The following is a 19,917-nucleotide window of genomic DNA, read 5'->3' as shown; positions in this document are numbered from 1 at the left end:
TTGCATAATTTGAAGCTAAAAAATTTGAAAAACTAAAATTTGATTTATATCTTTGAACTTTACAATAATTATGAACACAATATTAAATCATACTTGGTGGTGGAACTCTCGAAACTCAAACTTCGTGAACTAACCTATACGTATTATTTAAATAACTATACAAAAAGGCTTGTCATTCACGACAAGCCTTTTTTTTATTTTCTGAATTAGCTTCAGAAACAAACAACAAATTAATACTATCTCTTAAGTAAGAGGTACTGAAATAAATTCAACCAAAAAATGAAAACATTCAGTTTATACACACATTATAAAAAAATACTAGCAGACACTATTACTCCGGTAAGTATCTACTTAAAAATTAGAGATAAATATCCTAATAGTATTTTGTTAGAAAGTAGTGATTATCATGCCAACGACAATAGTTTTTCTTATATCTGTTTTAACCCAATTGCCTCTATTAAAGTAGATGATACGGCAATTACACAGACATTTCCTGATGGTAGTGAAATGAAAAACAAGGTGCGTAACGTAACCGAAATGATTCATAAATTCACCAAACGTTTTAAAGTTAAATCTGACGAAGATTTTAAATTTATAAACAATGGTATTTTTGGTTATACGGCTTATGATGCTGTAAAACATTTTGAAGATGTCCAGATTTCTAAAAAACCAAATTCGTTAGAAATACCTGATGTCTATTACGCAGTGTATCAAAATATAATTGCCATAAACCATTTTAAAAACGAAGCCTATATTTTTGCGCACTGTTTTGAAACAGAAAATAATATAGACGAAGTGTTACAACTAATTAGCTCTAAAAACTTTGCCTCTTATAAGTTTGAAACAAATTCTGAAATAGAATCTAATCTAACCGATGACGAATATAAAGCACAAGTAGAATTAGCAAAACAACACTGTGCAAGAGGTGATGTGTTTCAATTAGTATTATCTAAAAAATTCTCTCAAACTTTTAAAGGAGACGAGTTTAATGTGTATCGTGCCCTACGTAGTGTCAACCCGTCGCCATACCTTTTCTATTTTGATTACGGCGATTTTAAAATATTTGGAAGTTCTCCAGAAGCACAATTAGTGGTTAATAACGGTCAAGCCGAAATCCACCCAATAGCAGGAACATTTAAAAGAACAGGAAACGACGAAGAAGATCAAATACTAGCAAAAAAACTAGCACAGGATGCTAAAGAAAACGCAGAACATGTAATGTTAGTAGACTTAGCAAGAAATGATCTAAGTAGACATGGTAGCGAAGTAAAAGTTGTGACATATAGAGAAGCCCAATTTTTCTCACATGTAATTCACTTAGTTAGTAAAGTTACAGGAAAGGTACATAAAGATACACCGACTATGCAAGTGGTTGCAGACACGTTTCCTGCAGGAACATTAAGTGGTGCTCCAAAACATAAAGCCATGCAGCTAATAGAAAAATACGAAAAAACAAGTCGTGGTTTTTATGGTGGCGCTATTGGTTTTATGGATTTTGATGGTAATTATAACCATGCCATTATGATCAGGACGTTTATGAGTAAAAATCATCAATTACATTGGCAAGCAGGTGCAGGATTGGTTTCAAAATCAAATCCAGAAAGCGAGCTTCAAGAAGTGTATAACAAACTTGGTGCTTTAACAACTGCCATTCAATTAGCAGAAGATATTTAATATCTAAACTAGCACATTGAATCATAAAAAAGGAATTGCAAATAAATAGTTTTCGCTTTAAGCGGAAATTAAAAAAGTATAAAAATGAAAGTACTAGTAATAGATAACTACGATAGTTTTACCTACAATTTAGTTCACTATCTTGAGGACTTAAATTGCGAAGTAACAGTAAAAAGAAACGATAAATTAACTTTGGAAGAAGTTGATGCTTTTGATAAAATAGTGCTATCTCCAGGTCCAGGAATACCGGATGAGGCAGGTCTTTTAAAAGCAATAATAAAAACTTACGCACCTACAAAAAGTATTTTAGGCGTTTGTTTAGGGCAACAAGCTATTGGAGAAGTGTTTGGAGGATCTTTAATTAATTTAGAAGAGGTATATCACGGAGTTGCTACAAATGTAGAGATTGTTGTGGATGATGAAGTCTTATTTAAAGGTATGGATAAAACTATCGAGGTAGGACGTTACCATTCATGGGTTGTTAACCCTGACTTACCAGAAGTTTTAGAAGCGACGTCTTTTGATAAAAACGGACAAGTTATGTCGTTAAGACATCGTGTTTATGATGTTAGAGGCGTACAATACCACCCAGAAAGTGTATTAACACCAAATGGAAAACAAATTTTAGAAAATTGGATCAATAGCTAATTATAATCGGACACAATACGTCAAATAGCTATTAAAACATTAAAAAAGATCTCTTTAAAAACGAAGAGTAAATCATAGAAATGAAACAAATACTAAATAGACTAATAAATCAAGAAAGCATCTCTACAGAAGAGGCAAAACGTGTATTGGTTAATATATCATTAGGTCAATATAATCAAAGTCAAATTGCTTCTTTCCTAACCGTTTACATGATGCGCAGTATAACACTGGAAGAGCTTCAAGGCTTTCGTGATGCGCTGTTAGAGTTATGTATCCCGGTAAACCTTTCGGATTTTGATCCTATCGATTTATGCGGAACTGGAGGAGACGGAAAAGACACATTTAACATCTCTACCCTAGCCTCTTTTATTACTGCAGGAGCCGGAGTAAATGTTGCTAAACATGGTAATTACGGAGTATCATCAGCTTCAGGATCTTCAAATGTAATGGAAGCTTTAGGCATTCATTTTTCTGATAAATCTGATTTCTTAAAATACTCTATTGAAAAAGCCGGCATCTGTGTGTTACACGCACCTTTGTTTCACCCAGCCATGAAAAACGTGGCACCAATACGCAAAGCATTAGGTGTTAAAACCTTTTTTAATATGCTTGGGCCAATGGTAAATCCTGCATTTCCAAAAAATCAAATGGTTGGTGTTTTTAATTTAGAGTTGCAACGTATCTATGGTTACTTATATCAAAATACCGATAAAAACTATAGTATCGTACACGCTCTAGATGGTTATGACGAAATATCTTTAACAGGAAATACAAAAATTATTTCTAACGCTTCGGAGACTATGTTAAGTCCATCAGATTTAGGATTAGAACAACTAGAACAATCAGACTTATTTGGAGGAGACACTGTTAAAGAAGCTGCTAAAATTTTCAAAAATATTATAAATGGAAAAGGTACAGACGCACAAAACAATGTGGTTTGTGCTAATGCAGGTTTAGCAATTGCAACAGCCAAACAAATATCACATTTAGAAGGTTTTCAACTTGCTAAAGAAAGTTTAGAAAGTGGACGTGCAAAAATAAGTTTAGAAAAATTAATAGAATTAAGTAAGTAACTAATGGATATTCTAACTAAAATAGTTAACGACAAACGTATTGAAGTTAACATACGCAAGCAGCTAATACCAATCAAACAATTAGAACACTCTATTTTGTTTGAACGCGAGACTGTTTCACTTGCAAAAAAATTAAAAGAAAGCAACACAGGTATCATTGCAGAGCATAAAAGACGTTCGCCTTCAAAGCAAGTCATCAATCACGATTTAAATGTCTTTGATGTTGCTAAAGGTTATGAAGATGCTGGTGTTTGCGGAATGTCTGTTTTAACCGATGGGAAATATTTTGGAGGAAGTTTAGACGATTTACTAACTGCAAGAGCAAGTTGCAATTTACCTTTATTAAGAAAAGAATTTATAATAGATCCGTACCAAATTATTGAAGCTAAAGCTTATGGTGCAGATGTTATTTTATTAATTGCAGCAATCTTAACCAGAGAAGAAATTAAAACCTATTCAGAATTAGCTAAAAGTTTAAATCTTGATGTGCTTTTAGAAGTGCATAACCAAGACGAATTACATAAATCTATTATGCCAAGCTTAGATATGCTGGGTGTTAACAATCGCAATTTAAAAACCTTTGAGGTTAGTTTAGATACAAGCAAACAATTAAGTGATTTAATCCCTGACGATTTTGTAAAAGTATCGGAAAGCGGAATAAGCAATATCGAAGCCATAAAAACACTACAACCGTTTGGTTATAAAGGGTTTTTAATTGGCGAAAATTTTATGAAAACTGACAATGCTGGCTTAAGTGCCAAACAATTTATCAAAACATTAAACAACTAAGACTATGAAACTAAAAGTATGCGGAATGAAAAATGAAAACAACATCCTAGATGTTGCTGATCTTAATCCAAATTATATGGGTTTCATTTTTTACGAAAAATCATCGCGTTATTTTAACGGAGTCATTCCAGAATTACCAGAAAGCATCAAAAAAATTGGTGTTTTTGTAAATGCAACGTTCGAGTATATAAAAGGAAAAGTAGATAAGCATGACTTACAAGGTGTGCAATTACACGGTCAAGAAACACCTGAATTGTGTCAACGTTTAAAAGATTTAGACATTGCTGTAATCAAAGTGTTTTCTATAAAAAACCAATTTGACTTCTCTGTTTTAGAACCTTATGAGGATGTTTGTGACAATTATTTATTTGACACAAAAGGAAAAGAACCCGGAGGTAATGGTTACACCTTTAATTGGAATGTTTTAAAAAGCTACCCCTCTTCAAAACCTTACTTTTTAAGTGGCGGTATTGGATTAAACGAAGTAGATGCCATTCTTCTATTTTTAAAGAGGCCGGAATCTTACCTATGCTTTGGATTTGATTTAAATAGCAAATTCGAAACTGCAGCAGGATTAAAAGACACAACAAAACTTAACGATTTTAAACAAAAATTGATAGCACACAATTATGAGTTTTAATATTAACGACAAAGGATATTACGGAGATTTTGGAGGTGCATACATCCCAGAAATGCTATATCCAAACGTAGAAGAATTACGTCAAAACTATCTAAAAATAATGGCAGAGCCGTCTTTTAAAGCGGAATTTGACTACTTATTAAAAGATTATGTTGGACGCCCTTCTCCACTCTATTTTGCAAAACGCTTAAGCGAAAAATATAATACTAAAATCTACCTTAAACGCGAAGATTTAAACCATACAGGAGCACACAAAGTAAACAATACCATCGGTCAGATTTTAATGGCACAGCGTTTAGGTAAAACACGTATTATAGCAGAAACTGGCGCTGGACAACATGGTGTTGCTACAGCAACTGTTTGTGCTTTAATGGGCATGGAATGTATTGTTTACATGGGCGAAATTGATATTGCACGCCAAGCACCAAACGTGGCTAGAATGAAAATGTTAGGCGCAGAAGTACGACCAGCATTATCAGGAAGTCGCACCTTAAAAGATGCCACTAACGAGGCCATTAGAGATTGGATTAATAACCCAGTAGACACACATTACATTATTGGTAGTGTTGTTGGTCCACATCCTTATCCAGATATGGTAGCACGTTTTCAATCTGTAGTCTCTGAAGAAATTAAATGGCAATTAAAAGACAAAGAAGGTCGCGAAAAACCAGACTATGTCATTGCTTGTGTAGGTGGTGGTAGTAATGCAGCAGGCGCTTTTTACCATTATTTAGATGACACAGACGTTAAATTAGTAGCAGTAGAAGCTGCCGGAAAAGGGATTTATTCTGGAGAGAGTGCAGCAACGTCTGTATTAGGAAAAGAAGGCATTATTCACGGAAGTAAAACCCTATTAATGCAAACGCAAGATGGACAGATTACAGAGCCTTATTCGATTTCAGCAGGATTAGATTATCCAGGTGTTGGGCCAATGCACGCTAACTTGTATACCACTGGTCGTGCCGAGTTTATCTCAATTACCGATGATCAAGCCATGAAAGCTGGATTAGAATTAAGTCAGTTAGAAGGGATTATTCCAGCAATCGAAAGTTCGCATGCATTTGCCATTTTCGAAGACAAAAAATTTAATCCAGAAGACATCGTCGTAATTAATTTATCAGGACGTGGTGATAAAGATTTACAAAATTATATCGACTATTTTAAACTGTAATATTTGGGCGTTACCACAAGGGTCAGGCTTTCAAGGCTCGCGCTCTGTGAGGCGCTCAAACAAACCTTTTCAAACCTTTAGGTTCACGAAATCAATATTTTAAAATATTAATCTGTGAGTAATCCTTAACGCGGGATAGCTATATAGTTAGCAAAATAATGAGAATCTAAGACAAGTTCAGATTGACGTAACGATATATTGATGTACCGACATAACGATGTGCCGACATAACAACATAAAGAAGTAACGACGTAATTACATATTAACGTACCGACATAAATCACAACCACAACGTCATACTGAACTTGTTTCAGTATCACACAAGAAAAATAAAAACAATAACGCAATAATGTACGAAGTACTCAAAACATCAAAATAATGAGAATCTGAAACAAGTTCAGATTGACGTAACGATATATTGATGTACCGACATAACAACATAACGAAGTAAAGACGTAATCACATATTAACGTACCGACGTAAGTCACAACCACAACGTCATGCTGAACTTGTTTCAGTATCACACAAGTAAAAAAAACAACAATAACGCCATAGCAAACTAGTTTCAGTATTACATAAAAATGAAAACAAGCTATACTTACATAATAACAAATAAGTACAGAACAACATTTTATATTGGTGTAACGTCAAACTTAAGCAAAAGAATCACTGAACATCAAAACGGAATTGGCTCTGAGTTTACTAAAAAATATGACTTAAAAGATTTAGTATACTACGAAGAATTTACTGATATTAATCAAGCTATAGCAAGAGAAAAACAAATTAAAAACTGGAAAAAGGAATGGAAACTAAATTTAATTAAAGAAAAAAACCCGGTTCTCAAGACATTACAAATAATGTGAATCTGAAACAAGTTCAGATTGACGTAACGACATAACGATGTACCTACATAACGAAGTAAACATATATCAACGTACCGCCGTAAATCACAACCACAACGTCATACTGAACTCGTTTCAGTATCACACAAAAAAAGAAACATCAACCATAACGTCTAAATAAACAAAATAGTTGAAACAATAGAATAATGAGAATCTGAAACAAGTTCAGATTGACGCACCGTTATAACAAATTTAATAATAACCACAACGTCATGCTGAACTCGTTTCAGTATCACACAAGAGAATAAAACACAACCAAAAGGTCATACTGAACTAACTTCAGTATCCCTAAACAAAAAAATAAATTCATTTAAAAATGAACAGAATAAATCAAAAACTAAAAGAAGATAAAAAGCTGTTAAGCATATACTTCTCTGCAGGTTACCCAACACTAAACGATACCGTTTCAATAATTCAAAACCTTGAACAAAACGGAGTTGATATGATTGAAATTGGGCTTCCATTTAGTGACCCTTTAGCAGATGGGCCAACCATACAAGCTAGTTCTACGCAAGCTTTAAAAAACGGAATGACAACAGACACGTTATTCACCCAACTAAAAGACATTAGAAAAACAGTATCAATACCATTAATAATCATGGGTTATTTTAACCCAATGCTACAATATGGGGTTGAAGCATTTTGCAAAAAATGCCAAGAGACCGGTATTGACGGATTAATAATTCCTGATTTACCAGTAGATGTTTACAATGACCAATACAAAGCAACATTTGAAAAGTACGGTTTAATAAATGTATTTTTAATTACACCACAGACTAGTGTGGAGCGCATCAACTTTATAGACTCTATTTCAAACGGATTTATTTACATGGTAAGTAGCGCTAGCGTAACAGGTGGTAATTCTGGTTTTGGAACAACACAAACAGATTACTTTAAGCGTATTGCAGATATGAAGTTAAACAACCCTCAAATTGTAGGTTTCGGTATTTCTGATAACAAAACGTTTACTCAAGCAACACAATATGCAAAAGGAGCCATTATTGGAAGTGCATTTATAAAACACTTAACCACTAACGGTAACGCCAAAATAAAAGAATTTACGGATACTATATTAAATTAAAAAGTAACACCTATGGCAACGATTACGTTTAGAGAAGCAACATTGGAGGACAAACCAGTGTTATTACAATTTGAACAACAACTTATTGCCTACGAGCGTCCTTTTGACAGCATTTTAAAAGCCGATTGTACGTATTATGACCTTGACGTTTTAATACAATCAAAAGACGTTAAATTAATCGTTGCTACAGTTGACAGTACACCTATCGCTTCAGGCTATGCCAAAATTATAAAAGCAAAGCCCTATCACAAAATTACAGAATACACCTATATGGGTTTTATGTATGTCGATCCAAACTTTAGAGGTCAAGGTGTAATTCAAAATATAATTGAACACTTAAAACAATGGTCTATTAGTATTGGTATTTTTGAAACTAGATTAGAAGTATACAGCGATAATACCTCAGCGATTAAAGCCTATGAAAAAAAAGGGTTTAAAAATAGGATGATCGAAATGAAAATGGATCTTAAATAATCCTTTAAGAGAGTTTAACAGTTAGTGACATTAGTTTAACTATCCCTTGTGACACAGTAGCATATGTAAATACTATCTTTATTAAGAACCAAAAAATTATAAATTATGGGAATGATAAAAGATAGAAAGAAATTTAAAACAACGGTTAGACAAACCAATCCAACTAACCCTACAGGAAACACAAAAAGGGAGACTAACGATTTTGATATTGATAGTGCGACCATTAAAAAACAGCAAAATAAAACCAATAGCTAAACCGATTTAGTTTAGTTATTAAATGCCTATTCAGTATATTTGAATAGGCATTTTTTTTTATGAAACTACTTAACGACTTCCGACTAATTGCATTACTATGTTTAACCTTAGGCTTAGCTCCTTTTTTTCCAGAACCTCATCTTTGGGGTAAATTAAAATGGATTGCAGGAGGCGCAACAGGTATGCAACCTAAAGATTGGTTTGATGTGTTACTGCATGGGTTTCCTTGGGTGCTTTTAATTAGAATAATAATTGTAAAATTAACATCAAAAAACAATGCTTAATATCGTTTTAATAGAACCAGAAATCCCTAACAACACTGGAAACATTGGTAGACTAGCACTAGCTTCTGGCAGTACGTTACACTTGGTTAAACCCTTTGGATTTGAACTAAGTGACAAACGTTTAAAACGTGCGGGATTAGACTATTGGAAACATTTAAATGTTGTTATGTACGACTCAGTAGATGACTTTTTTAGAATAAACAAAGACGCTGATTTTGCGTTCTTTTCTAGTCACGGAACTAAATCCCATTGGGACATCCCGTTTAAAGACAACCAGTTTTTAGTTTTCGGTAAAGAATCCGCTGGACTTGGAAGCGCTATAATAGAAAAGCATAAAGATTCACTTTATAAAATCCCTTTGTATAGTGAGCATATAAGAAGTTTAAACCTGGCAAACGCTGTTGGGATTATTGTTTATGAAGGCTTAAGAAAACTACAGCTATAAGCTATGGATTCAAGAAAACGAAAAATAACAAAATCACTTTCAGAATACGCACAAATTGCACTCGGAATTGTATTAGCAAGTATTGGATTAAAAGCCTTTTTACTTCCTAATGGATTCTTAGATGGAGGTGTTACCGGAATTGCATTATTAATAAACAGATTAGTACATATCAATATTTCCTTATTACTAGTACTGTTTAGTATTCCGTTTTTAATTATTGGTTATTTTACGGTCTCTAAAAGGATTATTCTAAAGTCAGTCATTAGCATTTTAGGACTTGCACTATTTATTCACTTTGAAAATTTTGAAATCATAACAGAAGACAAGTTTCTAATCTCCATATTTGGTGGATTATTCTTAGGATCTGGTATTGGAATTGCCATTAGAAATGGGTGTGTTTTAGATGGATCAGAAATTTTGGGTGTCTTTATAAATGACCGTTTTGGAATAAGTATTGGTAAAGTAATTTTACTATTTAATGTGATCTTATTTACTATTACCGCTTTTGTAATTTCAAAAGAAATAGCCATGTACTCTATACTAACTTATATTGTAACTGCTAAAGTCACAGATATGGTTATTGAAGGGTTTGAAGATTTTATAGGGGTGTCCATTGTGTCTAAAGATTTTGACAAAATAAAAGTCGAAATTATTAAAGAACTTGGTACAGGAATGACCATTTACAAAGGAAAAAGAGGCTTTATTAACCAAGGTGAAACGGAAGATATAGATATCATACACACTATTATAAACCGTATTGATATAAAAAAAATGTATCGTATTATATCCAATATAGACGAAGACGCTTTTATAGTCGAGTTTGACGTAAACAATGTCAAAGGAGGTGTATTAAGACGATATTTAGACAGAAAAAAAGGCGTAAACTCAGCTAAATTCTTATCAGAAACACCAATGCAATAAGCTTACTTATTATTCTTTAAATACTTTAAATACATGTTTTCTACCTTAGTTCTAGCCCAAGGTGTACGACGTAAAAATTTTAAACTAGATTTAATTGAAGGGTTATCTGTAAAACATTTAATTTTTATAACATGACCCATGTATTCCCAACCATAATGCGATTCTAAATCCGTTATGATCTGTTCTAGTTTTATACCGTGTAAAGGGTTGTTTTTTTGTGTTTCCACTAGATATTTTCTATTAAGCTTTTAATTTTTACTGCTTTCTCAAAATGATCCAATTTATTAGTTTGTATCCACCACGTGGCAGCTTCCATTAACAACTCGGGATCATCATTTTTATTTTTAAAAAAAGCATAAAAAGAGACTCCAACGGAGTCTCCTTTTTGCGCAATTTTCTTATTGCAAACTTCTATTATTTTATCTTTTAAAGCAAGTGTCATAAACAAATTAGCGTCTACTATCGCTATTTCTACTTTTAGATTTAGTTCTATTACGACCTCCAGAGTTTGAAGACGCGTTACCACCTCTTGACTTACTCTTATCGCCTTTAGGCTTATTATTTCTAGGCTGTCTATTTTGACCAGGTTTAATTGGCGCAGTAGATGCATTTGGATCAGGTTCAAACCCTTCCATAATCTCTACTGGTAATTTCATACCAATTAACTTTTGAATATCTCTTAAAAAAGTCGTTTCGTCAGCACTTACTAAACTTATCGCTTCCCCATTAGCTCCTGCACGACCAGTACGACCGATACGGTGTACATAATCTTCAGAAATATTAGGAATTTCAAAGTTAATAACGTGTGGTAATAAAGGTATGTCTAAACCACGTGCAGCAATATCAGTAGCTACTAACACACTAATACTTCCACTTTTAAAACCCGCTAAGGCTTTAGTACGTGCCCCTTGACTTTTATTACCATGGATTGCAGCAGCCTTAATACCTGCTTTAATCATTTTTTCTACTAACTTATTTGCACCATGCTTAGTTCTGTTAAAAACTAACACTTGTTTCCAATTACCATCAGTAATTAACTTGATAATTAGATCTGTTTTTTTAGCTTTAGCAACACGATACACTTTTTGTGTAATAGCATCAACAGTTGTATTTTCTGGAGTAGCTTCTACTTGTACCGGACGATTTAAAATTCCGTTAGCTAATTTTCTAATGTCTTTAGAAAAAGTTGCAGAGAACATTAAGTTTTGACGTTTGTCTGGCATTAACTTCATTACACGTTCTATATCGCGTAAAAACCCCATATCTAACATACGGTCAGCTTCATCTAAAACAAAAATCTCAACACGTTTTAAAGATAATAAGCCTTGGCTTTCTAAATCTATTAAACGTCCTGGAGTTGCTACCAACACATCAATACCTTGACGGATTGTTGCTGCTTGAGGTTTTTGATTAACACCTCCAAAAATCACAGCACTACGTAAGTTTAAAAACTCACTATACTCTTTTACATTGGCATATACCTGTGCTGCTAACTCACGTGTTGGAGTTAATATTAGCGCACGTATAGGTCTGTACTTTTCTTTAGGGTTTTCCGATAAAATATGTAATAATGGTAATGTAAAACCTGCTGTTTTACCTGTTCCTGTTTGCGCCGAAGCCAACACATCGTGTCCCGCTAATACTGGCGGAATGGCTTTTTGTTGAATTGGACTTGGTGTTGTGTATCCTTTTTTACTAATTGCTTTTAGTAAGGCTTCAGATAGGCCTAAAGATTGAAATGACATAAATACTGTTTATCGAGATAATCACTATTTAGTTAGGTTATCTCTTTTAATTTGATGCAAAGGTACTGTTAAATTATGGTTTTAATATTTTAATTGGGTTTTGTTTAGGTTTTAGCTATTTCAAATTGTCAGAAAAATACGCTAAATTCGTGTGAGCTTGAATTAGATTCTATAAACCAACATCATATTCGTAATCCAATATATTAAACATTTATAACAACACTAATCAATAATAAAGTAATCCATACTGTTGTCTTTTATGACACTATTTTACCATAATGAGGTTTGACTTAATATTTTTACTATCAATTAATTTATATTTAAAAAGCGGTTGCTATAAAAAATACGTGGTTATACTTATTGTAAATAGGACCTATATACTATAGTTTAGCAATACTAAACTTCAGGCTAAACCGACCTATATCACGCCATGTTTTCGGGATATCACGAACTTTAGTCGGCATAATACTAGTTAGCTACAATTACTCGGAAAAATTACCAACCAGAAATCTGCCAAACTTTACGCTGAAAGAACCACTCAAAATCGGAATCAAATATTGCGGAATAATTTACTCATCTCCTGAATTTACTCTTGCGGAATTTAGCAAGTTGCGGAATAGCCACTCTAACGGAATTAAAAAAAGAAGATCACTTTTCGGACTTCACTCAGAATTGAGCAATTTAGCGGAATAAAAAAAGCGTACTTACTCGAATGTCTTGTAAAAGTAGCTAACAACGCATAAAAAAAATTGCTATATTTAGAACTAATTTTAAAAGTCGTTGCTATTTTACTACATCTGATTTTCCTTCGGAAAATCCTCGCACGCAAAAACGCAACTATTTTTATACAAAACCGTTGTGGTGCATTTGAGAAACTATGAGAAAAACGATTATATTAATTGGAATAATTTTATTTATAAGTTGTAAAACTGAAAATAATAAACCTGAAATACTCACTTCTGAAATACCTCAAGTGAATAATCAATTTCAGAATTTTATTGACCAATTTCCTGAAATTAAATTACCAATAAAAATTAAAGGTTGCGAAGACGATTTTCAACCATTAACGGAACTGAACAAGGAAATAAGCTCACCTTTTGAAAAGGAACCATATTATGTTTTTGGAAAGATTCCTACAAATGGAAATTATGTTGCGACAATTACTCTTGGAGCAGCAGATTGTTTTTTACCAATATTGACAACCTATAAATTAAACGGAGAAAGAATTGACTCAAAAACTATTGCAATTGGTGGTTGCGGACAAGGACCTTGTTCTGAATGCGAAGAACTTATGGAAATTGATCAAGAGTTTAATATTTATACTGCAAATAATTTAAAGTATTCCGATTGTGATGAAAATTATGAAGAAATAGCAGGAACTGAAAAAAAAGAAATAATTTATAAAAGTGGAAAACTAACAAGAAAAGGAATAATCGAATTAACTAACGAACTGAAAAAATAAAAGAGACACTAATACATCGTATAAATAATGGGTAGTTTAGTGCTTAATTAAGAGTTCGTGTATTTTTGTTACTTCTGATTTTCCTTCAGAAAATCCTAGCACACAAAATCGCACTATTCCTAATACGTAACCGTTGTGTGTAATTTGAGAAACCCAATTTAACCGAAAAACTAACGAATGAATTATCGGATTTTGATGCTTACTTTTATCCTTTTCGGATGTAAAAATAATCGAGAAAAATCACCGACTTTAGAGCTGAATGAACCAATCTTTACTGCATGTGATTCAGTAAGTAAAAAAGCTATAACCGACTTTAAAAATGGAATTCGAGAATATGATATACTCGGAACTGTTGAAGTGACTGATTTTGAGCAATTTTACTGGAAATATATGGAAGAAAAATATAAGATTATAATTAAAGCAAGTGACCAACCTTCACTCATAGAAGAATGTTATGCGGAATCAATGAACGATGAAGTTAAAAAAGAATATGGCGAAGACTTTATTGACAGAACAATTAATGAAGCGCGAATTGAATATAAAAGATTGAATTAAAAAAACTACACACAACAATGTATAAAAATAATCGATCAATTTTAAGCTTAACCAAAGGTCGTTGCAAGTTTACTACGTTTGATTTTCCTGCGGAAAATCCTAACACGCAAACACGCTACTATTCTTAAACATAAACATTAGCAAATATAAATTAGGCTTAGTGTAAAGGATACCCCTTATCATACATTAAGTACTAAAAATATTTTATTTAAAACTTTAACCATAAAGCTACTTGTGCTTTTCTAGCATCCCCTAGTATACCTTTATCAGACCATGTAGTGCTTTGATTAGTAACCCAAGGTATATTATTTGTAACTTCGCTTACCCAAACGCATTGAAAAGCAATCGATTACTTTTAAGCGGTGCAGTACAAGTTTGAGATAAATGATAATTTGAAATTTAAATAATGGCAATAATATACTGTACCCAAAAATTTGAAACTGTAGTTGGTAAATCACGTATAGTTAAATCGGATAAATCTTCTCCTCTTGGTAACTGGAACGCTAATGTGTTTATGGTTAACAAGAAAAATTGTGTAATACTAATGAATGATGTTTCTTATTATTCTGTGATTTTAATTGATTTTAAAAAAATTGATTTAATGAATTTCCATGAAGTATTTGCTAAGCGCTTTCTTAAGCAATTGGAAAATGATGAGATAATGGTTCCATCTGAATTTACAGACAAAATCACGAAAGAGTTACAACCTGTTTTTTTAACTACAAATAATAACAGAAAGGTATTGGGTGCTATACAAGATGCCACCCTTGATATGAAACTTTATATTACAGAAGACTATAGTGACAATATTGAGAATATAGACGTTGACGAATTGAATTCCAATATTAATGAAAAGATTTTAAGCGTTCTTGGTAAAAAGAAACGTGGCTATGGGTATCCTAATGATGCAATGCAGGAATTATTGAATAAGTTTTGTAAGTAGTAGATTGGTATTGCGTTTTAAATCTCGTTTATAAAAAAGTAATAGCGCTCAATGCTATAATTTTGACCCTGCTTGGTTGTGTGTTGCTGTAAAGCGGGTAATAATATATAGACAACACATTTAATTAAAAAATAAAACATTTGCTAACAATGTATAAAACAACTACTCGATTTTGGGCTTAACCAAAGGTAGTTACTAGTTTATTACGTCTGATTTTCCTACCGAAAATCCTCGCACACAAAAACGCTACTAACCATACACAAAACCATTACGTTTTATGTATTTACACCGAAATTAAAAATTGAAAAAGAAAGAGCTCTTTTGGTTTATTGGAACGACAATTCTCGTACTAATATTAAACACGCTAATTTTTGGAATTAACGGATTAAACGCTGACACCACACTTGATATAAATATTCATGATACTTATTTTATAATTCCGAATTATCATTTCATTCTTTTACTAGCAGTTTTAGTGTTTTTTGGTGTTTATTTGGTTAGAACATTACGCAGCAATTTTAAAAATCTGACTGCAAATCTAATTGTAATGCTTGCAACACTACTTCTAATTTTAGTACTAATCGGACTTGATTCAATTTTAGATGCTTTTATCACACAAACCGCAAGTTGGAGCATTTATCCGCCTTTAAGTGCTGGAGAAGTTGAACAAGAAATTAAACCAAAAGAAAATAATTTAGGCATATTATCAAGTGCTCTTTTCTATACCCAAATAGTCTTACTGATGTTCCTCGCCTTCTGCGGGTTTAAAACTGGCCAGAATTATAAGCCGAATACATAAAAAACACAACACCATTAAATTTAATTACTGTTTTAAGACTACTTACAACCTTGTTTTAATAACAATCTATCTGTATTTAATACAACTATTTGTTTTTATTGAAACTATTTTACCAAATTGAGGAAAACCGTAATATTACTAAAAACATTTATTTTACATTTGAGAAGCAATTGCTATAAAAAAATACGTAGTTATACGTATTGTAAATAGCACTTATATACTTTAGTTTAGTAATCCTAAACTTTGGATTAAACTTCATGATATCCCGCCATATTTTCGGGATATTAGGAACTTTAGTCAGCATAATACTAGTTACCCAACATTTGACAAAAATCGTGAAAGAACTTTATCCAGAATTAATAGACTATATATTTGACTATTGTTGGCAGTTCCGTTCTGCATTAGAGAAAAAGGCTATTAATCATCATATTGGAACCATTAAATTTGGAAATCGAAAAAATTTACATCCAAAATTAATTGAGGTTAGAGATAGACATATTACGACTGATAAAAATGCATTGGATTTATTAAAAAATGGATACAGGGAATTTATTGAGAATACTGCGACTCGGATTTATAGAGACCATAAAGCTGAATTGGATTTAAATCTCTGTCCAAAATGTGGAAAAATAGCTCGTACACCAAAAGCAAGACAATGTCGATTTTGTTCCTACGATTGGCATTAAAATGTTGAATAAACTAACTGAATGAAAGAAAGACCAATTTTGATTTTAGGAATAGCTCTGACTTTAGCTGTAGAAGTGATTTTAATTATTTTGGTTTATAATAAAGTTGGAGCCGAAAGACTTCCATCTCAAATTGGACGATTGATTTTTCAACTTATTTTAATCTTTTGGATTTTAAGCAGTAAATCTAACATCGGATTGTTTTTACTAGCTAGTTATCACATAATATCTGGACTTTTTGGAATGTATTCAAAAGGTTCGGCAGAATTATTAGGACAAATATTAATTGGTTTTCATTTAATAATTGGAATAGTAATTTACTTTCACGATTGGATTGAAAGCAAAATCGGAATAAAAAACGTTGGGTAACACCGTATATAATTTATTGCTAGTTCTAGCCTACTTACGAAAATCCTCGCGGATTTTCTATTCGGTTTTTATTTGCTAAATTTAGTGCTTAAACCACGCAACAAACCATATACAAACACGTTGGCAACAAGCTGAAAATGAAACTCAATAACAAACATATAATTGGAATATTATTCTTAATCTCAATTCTGACCTCTTGTAAGCCCGAAATGAAAAATGAGTTGACCGAAAAAACATTTCCAGTAGTAATTGAGGAATATTCAAAAAGCAAATTTCATCATTCTGACACAACAACTTTAACTATCCGAAAAAATGACAATATAAACTTTCACTTATTTGGACTTGAAAGTGATGGAGAATATGAAATAATTATGGACTTACCATTCGAATTCAATCTGAACGATAGTTCCCAAATTCTGATTGACAAAATTCCTGTAAAACTGGTTTCCGAAAAACATTATTCTGACAAAAACAAAAGGTTGACTGTCAAGAAATATTATTACGACATCGAAAATCAGGCAGATGAAGAAGGAAACTTTTTTTTGATGGAAGACAGAATTATAGCTTTTAGTTCAGACGCTTGGAATTTGCAAAAATTTTATAAATATGAGAATTCGAAAATTACCGAATTACTAAAAAAAGATACAACTGATTTCTTTTATAGATTTAAAAACGACAGAATAATTGAATAAAAGCCAGTTGCCAACAACGTGTATAATTAATTGCTTGTTTCAATCCTACGTGGAAATTCCTGCGGAATTTCCTCTGGTTCGTTCCATTTTTGTTAAATTAGTTGCTTAACCACGCAACTAACCATACACAAGACCGTTGGCAACAAGCTAAAAAAACACCCGAAAATTAATATCATAAAGCTACGAAATCCATTTTTTAGAATATAATTTTTAAATTATTTGATTATTGTTGTCGTATATACTATATTTGCTACAACAATAATCAATATATTAAATAAATTATGGAAACAACAACTTTAATTATTCGTATTCTTTTGGGATTAATCCTAGTTATATTCCCCATAAACGCGTTATTCTTAAAAAAATTCAGTCCCAAAATGCCCGTTAAAGCACAACTGGTAATGGATACTTTTAGAGATACAGGTTATCTTCTTTATCTTATACAATGGACTGAATTAGTAATTGGAATATCTTTATTAACAGGTTTTTTTGTACCGCTATCATTAATTATATTACTTCCAATATCAATTAATATTTTATTATTTCATATTTATTTAGCTCCTCCAGTAGTTGGTCCAGGTCTAATAATTTTCGCAATGAATATCTTTCTTATGATTTCATATAGTGCTAGTTATGCAAACTTATTTCAAATTTAGATGAAAATTTTGGTATTGACTTATTAAGTACTTTAACAATTTTTCTAAAATTTCTAACAACAATTAAAAAAATGGAAAATACTAATTCAAAATATTGGATAATCACAGCCTCAAAAGAGCACGTTAAAAATGGAACTCTCGGAGGTTTTGCTCAAGCTTGTCACGGAAAATCTTCGCCATTAAAAAAAATGAAAAAAGGAGATTATGTTATCTTCTATTCAAGCAAGGAATATTTCGACAAAAAAGATAAGTGCCAAGAATTTACTGCTATTGGTAAAGTAAAGTCTGATGACATTTACCAATTTGAAATGACACCTGAATTTTGCCCTTTCCGAATTGATATTGACTTTTTGCAATCAAACGACATTTCAATTCTTCCTCTGATTAATGAACTCGAATTTATTCCCAACAAGCAAAAATGGGGCTATCCATTTCGTTGGGGAACATTACAAATAAATGAATCTGACTTTAAGTTAATATCAAACCTTATGCTTTATGGACAAGAAAATTGATTTTCCTTTTGAAACGCCCAACGAAAGCCTTGGCTATCTACTCTGGCAAGCTACTATGCGTTGGCAAAGAGAAGCTAATAAGGCTTTAAGTGAGGTTGGCTTAACACATACGCAATTTGCAATTTTATCAGCTTTAGCTTGGTTGTTACGTTCTGCAAAAAATGTAACGCAAAAGCAAATTGCAGATGGTAGCAAAACTGACCGAATGATGGTTTCAAAAATTTTACGCACCTTACAAAAAAATGGTTTGGTTGAACGAAAGGAGCACGAAACTGATACGAGAGCTAAATGTGTTTTTTTAACTGATAAAGGCGTTGAAATCTTGCAAAAGGCTTTGGAAATTAAAAATAAATCGAATGAACTTTTCTTTGAAAATGTAACAGATAAACAACAATTTTCAAAAGAACTACAACAAATCATTGAATAATTAAAATGGAGGTTCTAACACATTATAATAAATCATTTAAGAAAATTATTTATGCAGAGAAAGAAACAAAAAATAGAGAATTTGATACTTGTAATTTTATAAACTGCGATTTTTCTAATGGAGTATTTCTGTCCAGTTTGTTTACAAATTGTGTATTTACAGGTTGTAATCTTACAATGTCAAAATTCAATCATTGTCAACTAGATAACATAACATTTAAAGATTGTAAATTATTAGGTGTTAACTTTAGTAGTTGCAATGACTTTCTCTTTTCATTAAAATTTGATAGCTGCATTTTAGATTGTAGTTCTTTTACAAGAAAAAAAATGCAGAAGACACCTTTTATAAATTCGTCTATTAAAGATGCCGATTTTTCAGAATGTGATTTAACTAATTCGTTATTTAAAAATGTAGATTTAACCAATTCAATTTTTAATAACACTAATCTTAAAAGCGTTAATTTTCTAACCGCCAAAAATTATAGTATTGACCCTGAAAAAAATAATATTAAAAAAGCAAAATTTTCTTCTCAAGATATTGCTGGATTATTAAGTAAATATGATATATTAATTAAATAAAGTCAGTTGCCAACACCGTATATAATTTATTGCTAGTTCTTGCCTACTTACGAAAGTCCTAGCGGACTTTCTTGGTCGGTAATTATTTACTAAATTAGTTGCTTGAAACACGCAACAAACCATATACAACAACGTT

The 19,917-nt window shown here is 32.0% G+C and carries 27 protein-coding genes; 24 read left to right on the top strand and 3 right to left on the bottom strand.

Going from position 1 to position 19,917, the window contains the following annotated elements; genetic code table 11:
- Positions 1 to 279: 279 nt before the first annotated feature.
- The 13 genes from CXF54_RS09285 (at position 280) to CXF54_RS09230 (ending at position 10,357) form a co-directional block, all read left to right on the top strand.
- Complete coding sequence (locus tag CXF54_RS09285) at positions 280 to 1,674, top strand: anthranilate synthase component I family protein (protein ID WP_101203336.1); 1,395 nt, start codon at positions 280 to 282, stop codon at positions 1,672 to 1,674.
- An 84-nt stretch (positions 1,675 to 1,758) separates the two neighbouring features.
- On the top strand, positions 1,759 to 2,322 hold the full coding sequence (locus CXF54_RS09280; protein ID WP_101203335.1) for an anthranilate synthase component II: 564 nt from the start codon (positions 1,759 to 1,761) through the stop codon (positions 2,320 to 2,322).
- 80 nt (positions 2,323 to 2,402) lie between these two features.
- Positions 2,403 to 3,395, top strand: coding sequence for an anthranilate phosphoribosyltransferase (gene trpD, locus CXF54_RS09275; RefSeq protein ID WP_101203334.1), 993 nt, complete (start codon positions 2,403 to 2,405; stop codon positions 3,393 to 3,395).
- A 3-nt stretch (positions 3,396 to 3,398) separates the two neighbouring features.
- Entirely contained in the window at positions 3,399 to 4,184 is a 786-nt protein-coding gene (gene trpC, locus CXF54_RS09270) for an indole-3-glycerol phosphate synthase TrpC (protein ID WP_101203333.1), read from the top strand.
- A 4-nt stretch (positions 4,185 to 4,188) separates the two neighbouring features.
- On the top strand, positions 4,189 to 4,824 hold the full coding sequence (locus CXF54_RS09265) for a phosphoribosylanthranilate isomerase (protein ID WP_090841443.1): 636 nt from the start codon (positions 4,189 to 4,191) through the stop codon (positions 4,822 to 4,824).
- Positions 4,814 to 5,995: a tryptophan synthase subunit beta gene (trpB, locus tag CXF54_RS09260; protein ID WP_101203332.1), complete on the top strand. Its 1,182-nt coding sequence runs from the start codon at positions 4,814 to 4,816 to the stop codon at positions 5,993 to 5,995. Before CXF54_RS09265 ends, trpB begins: the two co-directional genes overlap by 11 nt.
- Positions 5,996 to 6,576: 581 nt before the next feature.
- Positions 6,577 to 6,858 (top strand): GIY-YIG nuclease family protein, encoded by a 282-nt coding sequence (locus CXF54_RS09255; RefSeq protein WP_101203331.1) that lies wholly within the window; start codon positions 6,577 to 6,579, stop codon positions 6,856 to 6,858.
- A 355-nt stretch (positions 6,859 to 7,213) separates the two neighbouring features.
- Positions 7,214 to 7,978 carry a tryptophan synthase subunit alpha gene (gene trpA, locus CXF54_RS09250; protein ID WP_090841447.1) on the top strand — a complete coding sequence of 255 codons (765 nt, stop codon included), beginning with the start codon at positions 7,214 to 7,216 and terminating at the stop codon, positions 7,976 to 7,978.
- A 12-nt stretch (positions 7,979 to 7,990) separates the two neighbouring features.
- A complete protein-coding gene (locus CXF54_RS09245; RefSeq protein ID WP_101203330.1) occupies positions 7,991 to 8,452 on the top strand; it encodes a GNAT family N-acetyltransferase in 462 nt (153 codons plus the stop codon).
- Between the two features lie 105 nt (positions 8,453 to 8,557).
- Positions 8,558 to 8,707: a hypothetical protein gene (locus tag CXF54_RS15800; RefSeq protein WP_177183540.1), complete on the top strand. Its 150-nt coding sequence runs from the start codon at positions 8,558 to 8,560 to the stop codon at positions 8,705 to 8,707.
- Positions 8,708 to 8,766: 59 nt separating this feature from the next.
- Positions 8,767 to 8,991 carry a hypothetical protein gene (locus CXF54_RS09240; RefSeq protein ID WP_101203329.1) on the top strand — a complete coding sequence of 75 codons (225 nt, stop codon included), beginning with the start codon at positions 8,767 to 8,769 and terminating at the stop codon, positions 8,989 to 8,991.
- A complete protein-coding gene (locus tag CXF54_RS09235; RefSeq protein ID WP_101203328.1) occupies positions 8,984 to 9,436 on the top strand; it encodes a tRNA (cytidine(34)-2'-O)-methyltransferase in 453 nt (150 codons plus the stop codon). The genes CXF54_RS09240 and CXF54_RS09235 overlap by 8 nt, the downstream gene beginning before the upstream one ends.
- Before the next feature lie 3 nt (positions 9,437 to 9,439).
- Positions 9,440 to 10,357 (top strand): YitT family protein, encoded by a 918-nt coding sequence (locus CXF54_RS09230; RefSeq protein ID WP_090841456.1) that lies wholly within the window; start codon positions 9,440 to 9,442, stop codon positions 10,355 to 10,357.
- 2 nt (positions 10,358 to 10,359) lie between these two features.
- Here the strand turns inward: CXF54_RS09230 and CXF54_RS09225 are convergent, their stop codons facing one another.
- The 3 genes from CXF54_RS09225 to CXF54_RS09215 are packed head-to-tail and all read right to left on the bottom strand — an operon-like array spanning position 10,360 to position 12,102.
- Positions 10,360 to 10,584: a VF530 family DNA-binding protein gene (locus CXF54_RS09225; RefSeq protein ID WP_090841458.1), complete on the bottom strand. Its 225-nt coding sequence runs from the start codon at positions 10,582 to 10,584 to the stop codon at positions 10,360 to 10,362.
- Positions 10,584 to 10,799, bottom strand: a complete 216-nt coding sequence (locus CXF54_RS09220) for a DUF6500 family protein (protein ID WP_090841461.1) — start codon at positions 10,797 to 10,799, stop codon at positions 10,584 to 10,586. The genes CXF54_RS09225 and CXF54_RS09220 overlap by 1 nt, the downstream gene beginning before the upstream one ends.
- A 7-nt stretch (positions 10,800 to 10,806) precedes the next feature.
- A complete protein-coding gene (locus CXF54_RS09215; protein ID WP_101203327.1) occupies positions 10,807 to 12,102 on the bottom strand; it encodes a DEAD/DEAH box helicase in 1,296 nt (431 codons plus the stop codon).
- An 877-nt stretch (positions 12,103 to 12,979) separates the two neighbouring features.
- Here CXF54_RS09215 and CXF54_RS09210 point away from each other — a divergent pair.
- From CXF54_RS09210 to CXF54_RS15900, 11 genes are all read left to right on the top strand, one after another.
- The gene (locus tag CXF54_RS09210; protein ID WP_101203326.1) at positions 12,980 to 13,564 is read left to right on the top strand and encodes a hypothetical protein; all 585 of its coding nucleotides are present in this window, start codon (positions 12,980 to 12,982) and stop codon (positions 13,562 to 13,564) included.
- Between the two features lie 177 nt (positions 13,565 to 13,741).
- Positions 13,742 to 14,119, top strand: a complete 378-nt coding sequence (locus tag CXF54_RS09205) for a hypothetical protein (protein ID WP_101203325.1) — start codon at positions 13,742 to 13,744, stop codon at positions 14,117 to 14,119.
- Positions 14,120 to 14,525: 406 nt separating this feature from the next.
- Positions 14,526 to 15,062 (top strand): DUF6933 domain-containing protein, encoded by a 537-nt coding sequence (locus CXF54_RS09200; RefSeq protein ID WP_101203324.1) that lies wholly within the window; start codon positions 14,526 to 14,528, stop codon positions 15,060 to 15,062.
- A 301-nt stretch (positions 15,063 to 15,363) separates the two neighbouring features.
- Positions 15,364 to 15,861, top strand: coding sequence for a hypothetical protein (locus tag CXF54_RS09195; RefSeq protein WP_101203323.1), 498 nt, complete (start codon positions 15,364 to 15,366; stop codon positions 15,859 to 15,861).
- Between the two features lie 335 nt (positions 15,862 to 16,196).
- The gene (locus CXF54_RS09190; protein ID WP_157823424.1) at positions 16,197 to 16,547 is read left to right on the top strand and encodes a hypothetical protein; all 351 of its coding nucleotides are present in this window, start codon (positions 16,197 to 16,199) and stop codon (positions 16,545 to 16,547) included.
- 21 nt (positions 16,548 to 16,568) lie between these two features.
- Positions 16,569 to 16,916, top strand: coding sequence for a hypothetical protein (locus CXF54_RS09185; protein WP_101203321.1), 348 nt, complete (start codon positions 16,569 to 16,571; stop codon positions 16,914 to 16,916).
- A 137-nt stretch (positions 16,917 to 17,053) separates the two neighbouring features.
- Positions 17,054 to 17,608 carry a hypothetical protein gene (locus CXF54_RS09180; protein ID WP_157823423.1) on the top strand — a complete coding sequence of 185 codons (555 nt, stop codon included), beginning with the start codon at positions 17,054 to 17,056 and terminating at the stop codon, positions 17,606 to 17,608.
- Between the two features lie 281 nt (positions 17,609 to 17,889).
- Entirely contained in the window at positions 17,890 to 18,264 is a 375-nt protein-coding gene (locus tag CXF54_RS09175) for a DoxX family membrane protein (RefSeq protein WP_101203319.1), read from the top strand.
- Between the two features lie 71 nt (positions 18,265 to 18,335).
- Positions 18,336 to 18,776 (top strand): EVE domain-containing protein, encoded by a 441-nt coding sequence (locus CXF54_RS09170; RefSeq protein ID WP_101203318.1) that lies wholly within the window; start codon positions 18,336 to 18,338, stop codon positions 18,774 to 18,776.
- Positions 18,760 to 19,203: a MarR family winged helix-turn-helix transcriptional regulator gene (locus tag CXF54_RS09165; RefSeq protein WP_101203317.1), complete on the top strand. Its 444-nt coding sequence runs from the start codon at positions 18,760 to 18,762 to the stop codon at positions 19,201 to 19,203. Before CXF54_RS09170 ends, CXF54_RS09165 begins: the two co-directional genes overlap by 17 nt.
- A 5-nt stretch (positions 19,204 to 19,208) precedes the next feature.
- Positions 19,209 to 19,781 carry a pentapeptide repeat-containing protein gene (locus CXF54_RS15900; protein WP_101203316.1) on the top strand — a complete coding sequence of 191 codons (573 nt, stop codon included), beginning with the start codon at positions 19,209 to 19,211 and terminating at the stop codon, positions 19,779 to 19,781.
- Positions 19,782 to 19,917 lie beyond the last annotated feature (136 nt).

The organism is Olleya sp. 1-3 (assembly GCF_002836085.1).
Lineage (GTDB): Bacteria > Bacteroidota > Bacteroidia > Flavobacteriales > Flavobacteriaceae > Olleya > Olleya namhaensis.
This window is presented reverse-complemented; position numbering and strand designations above follow the sequence as displayed.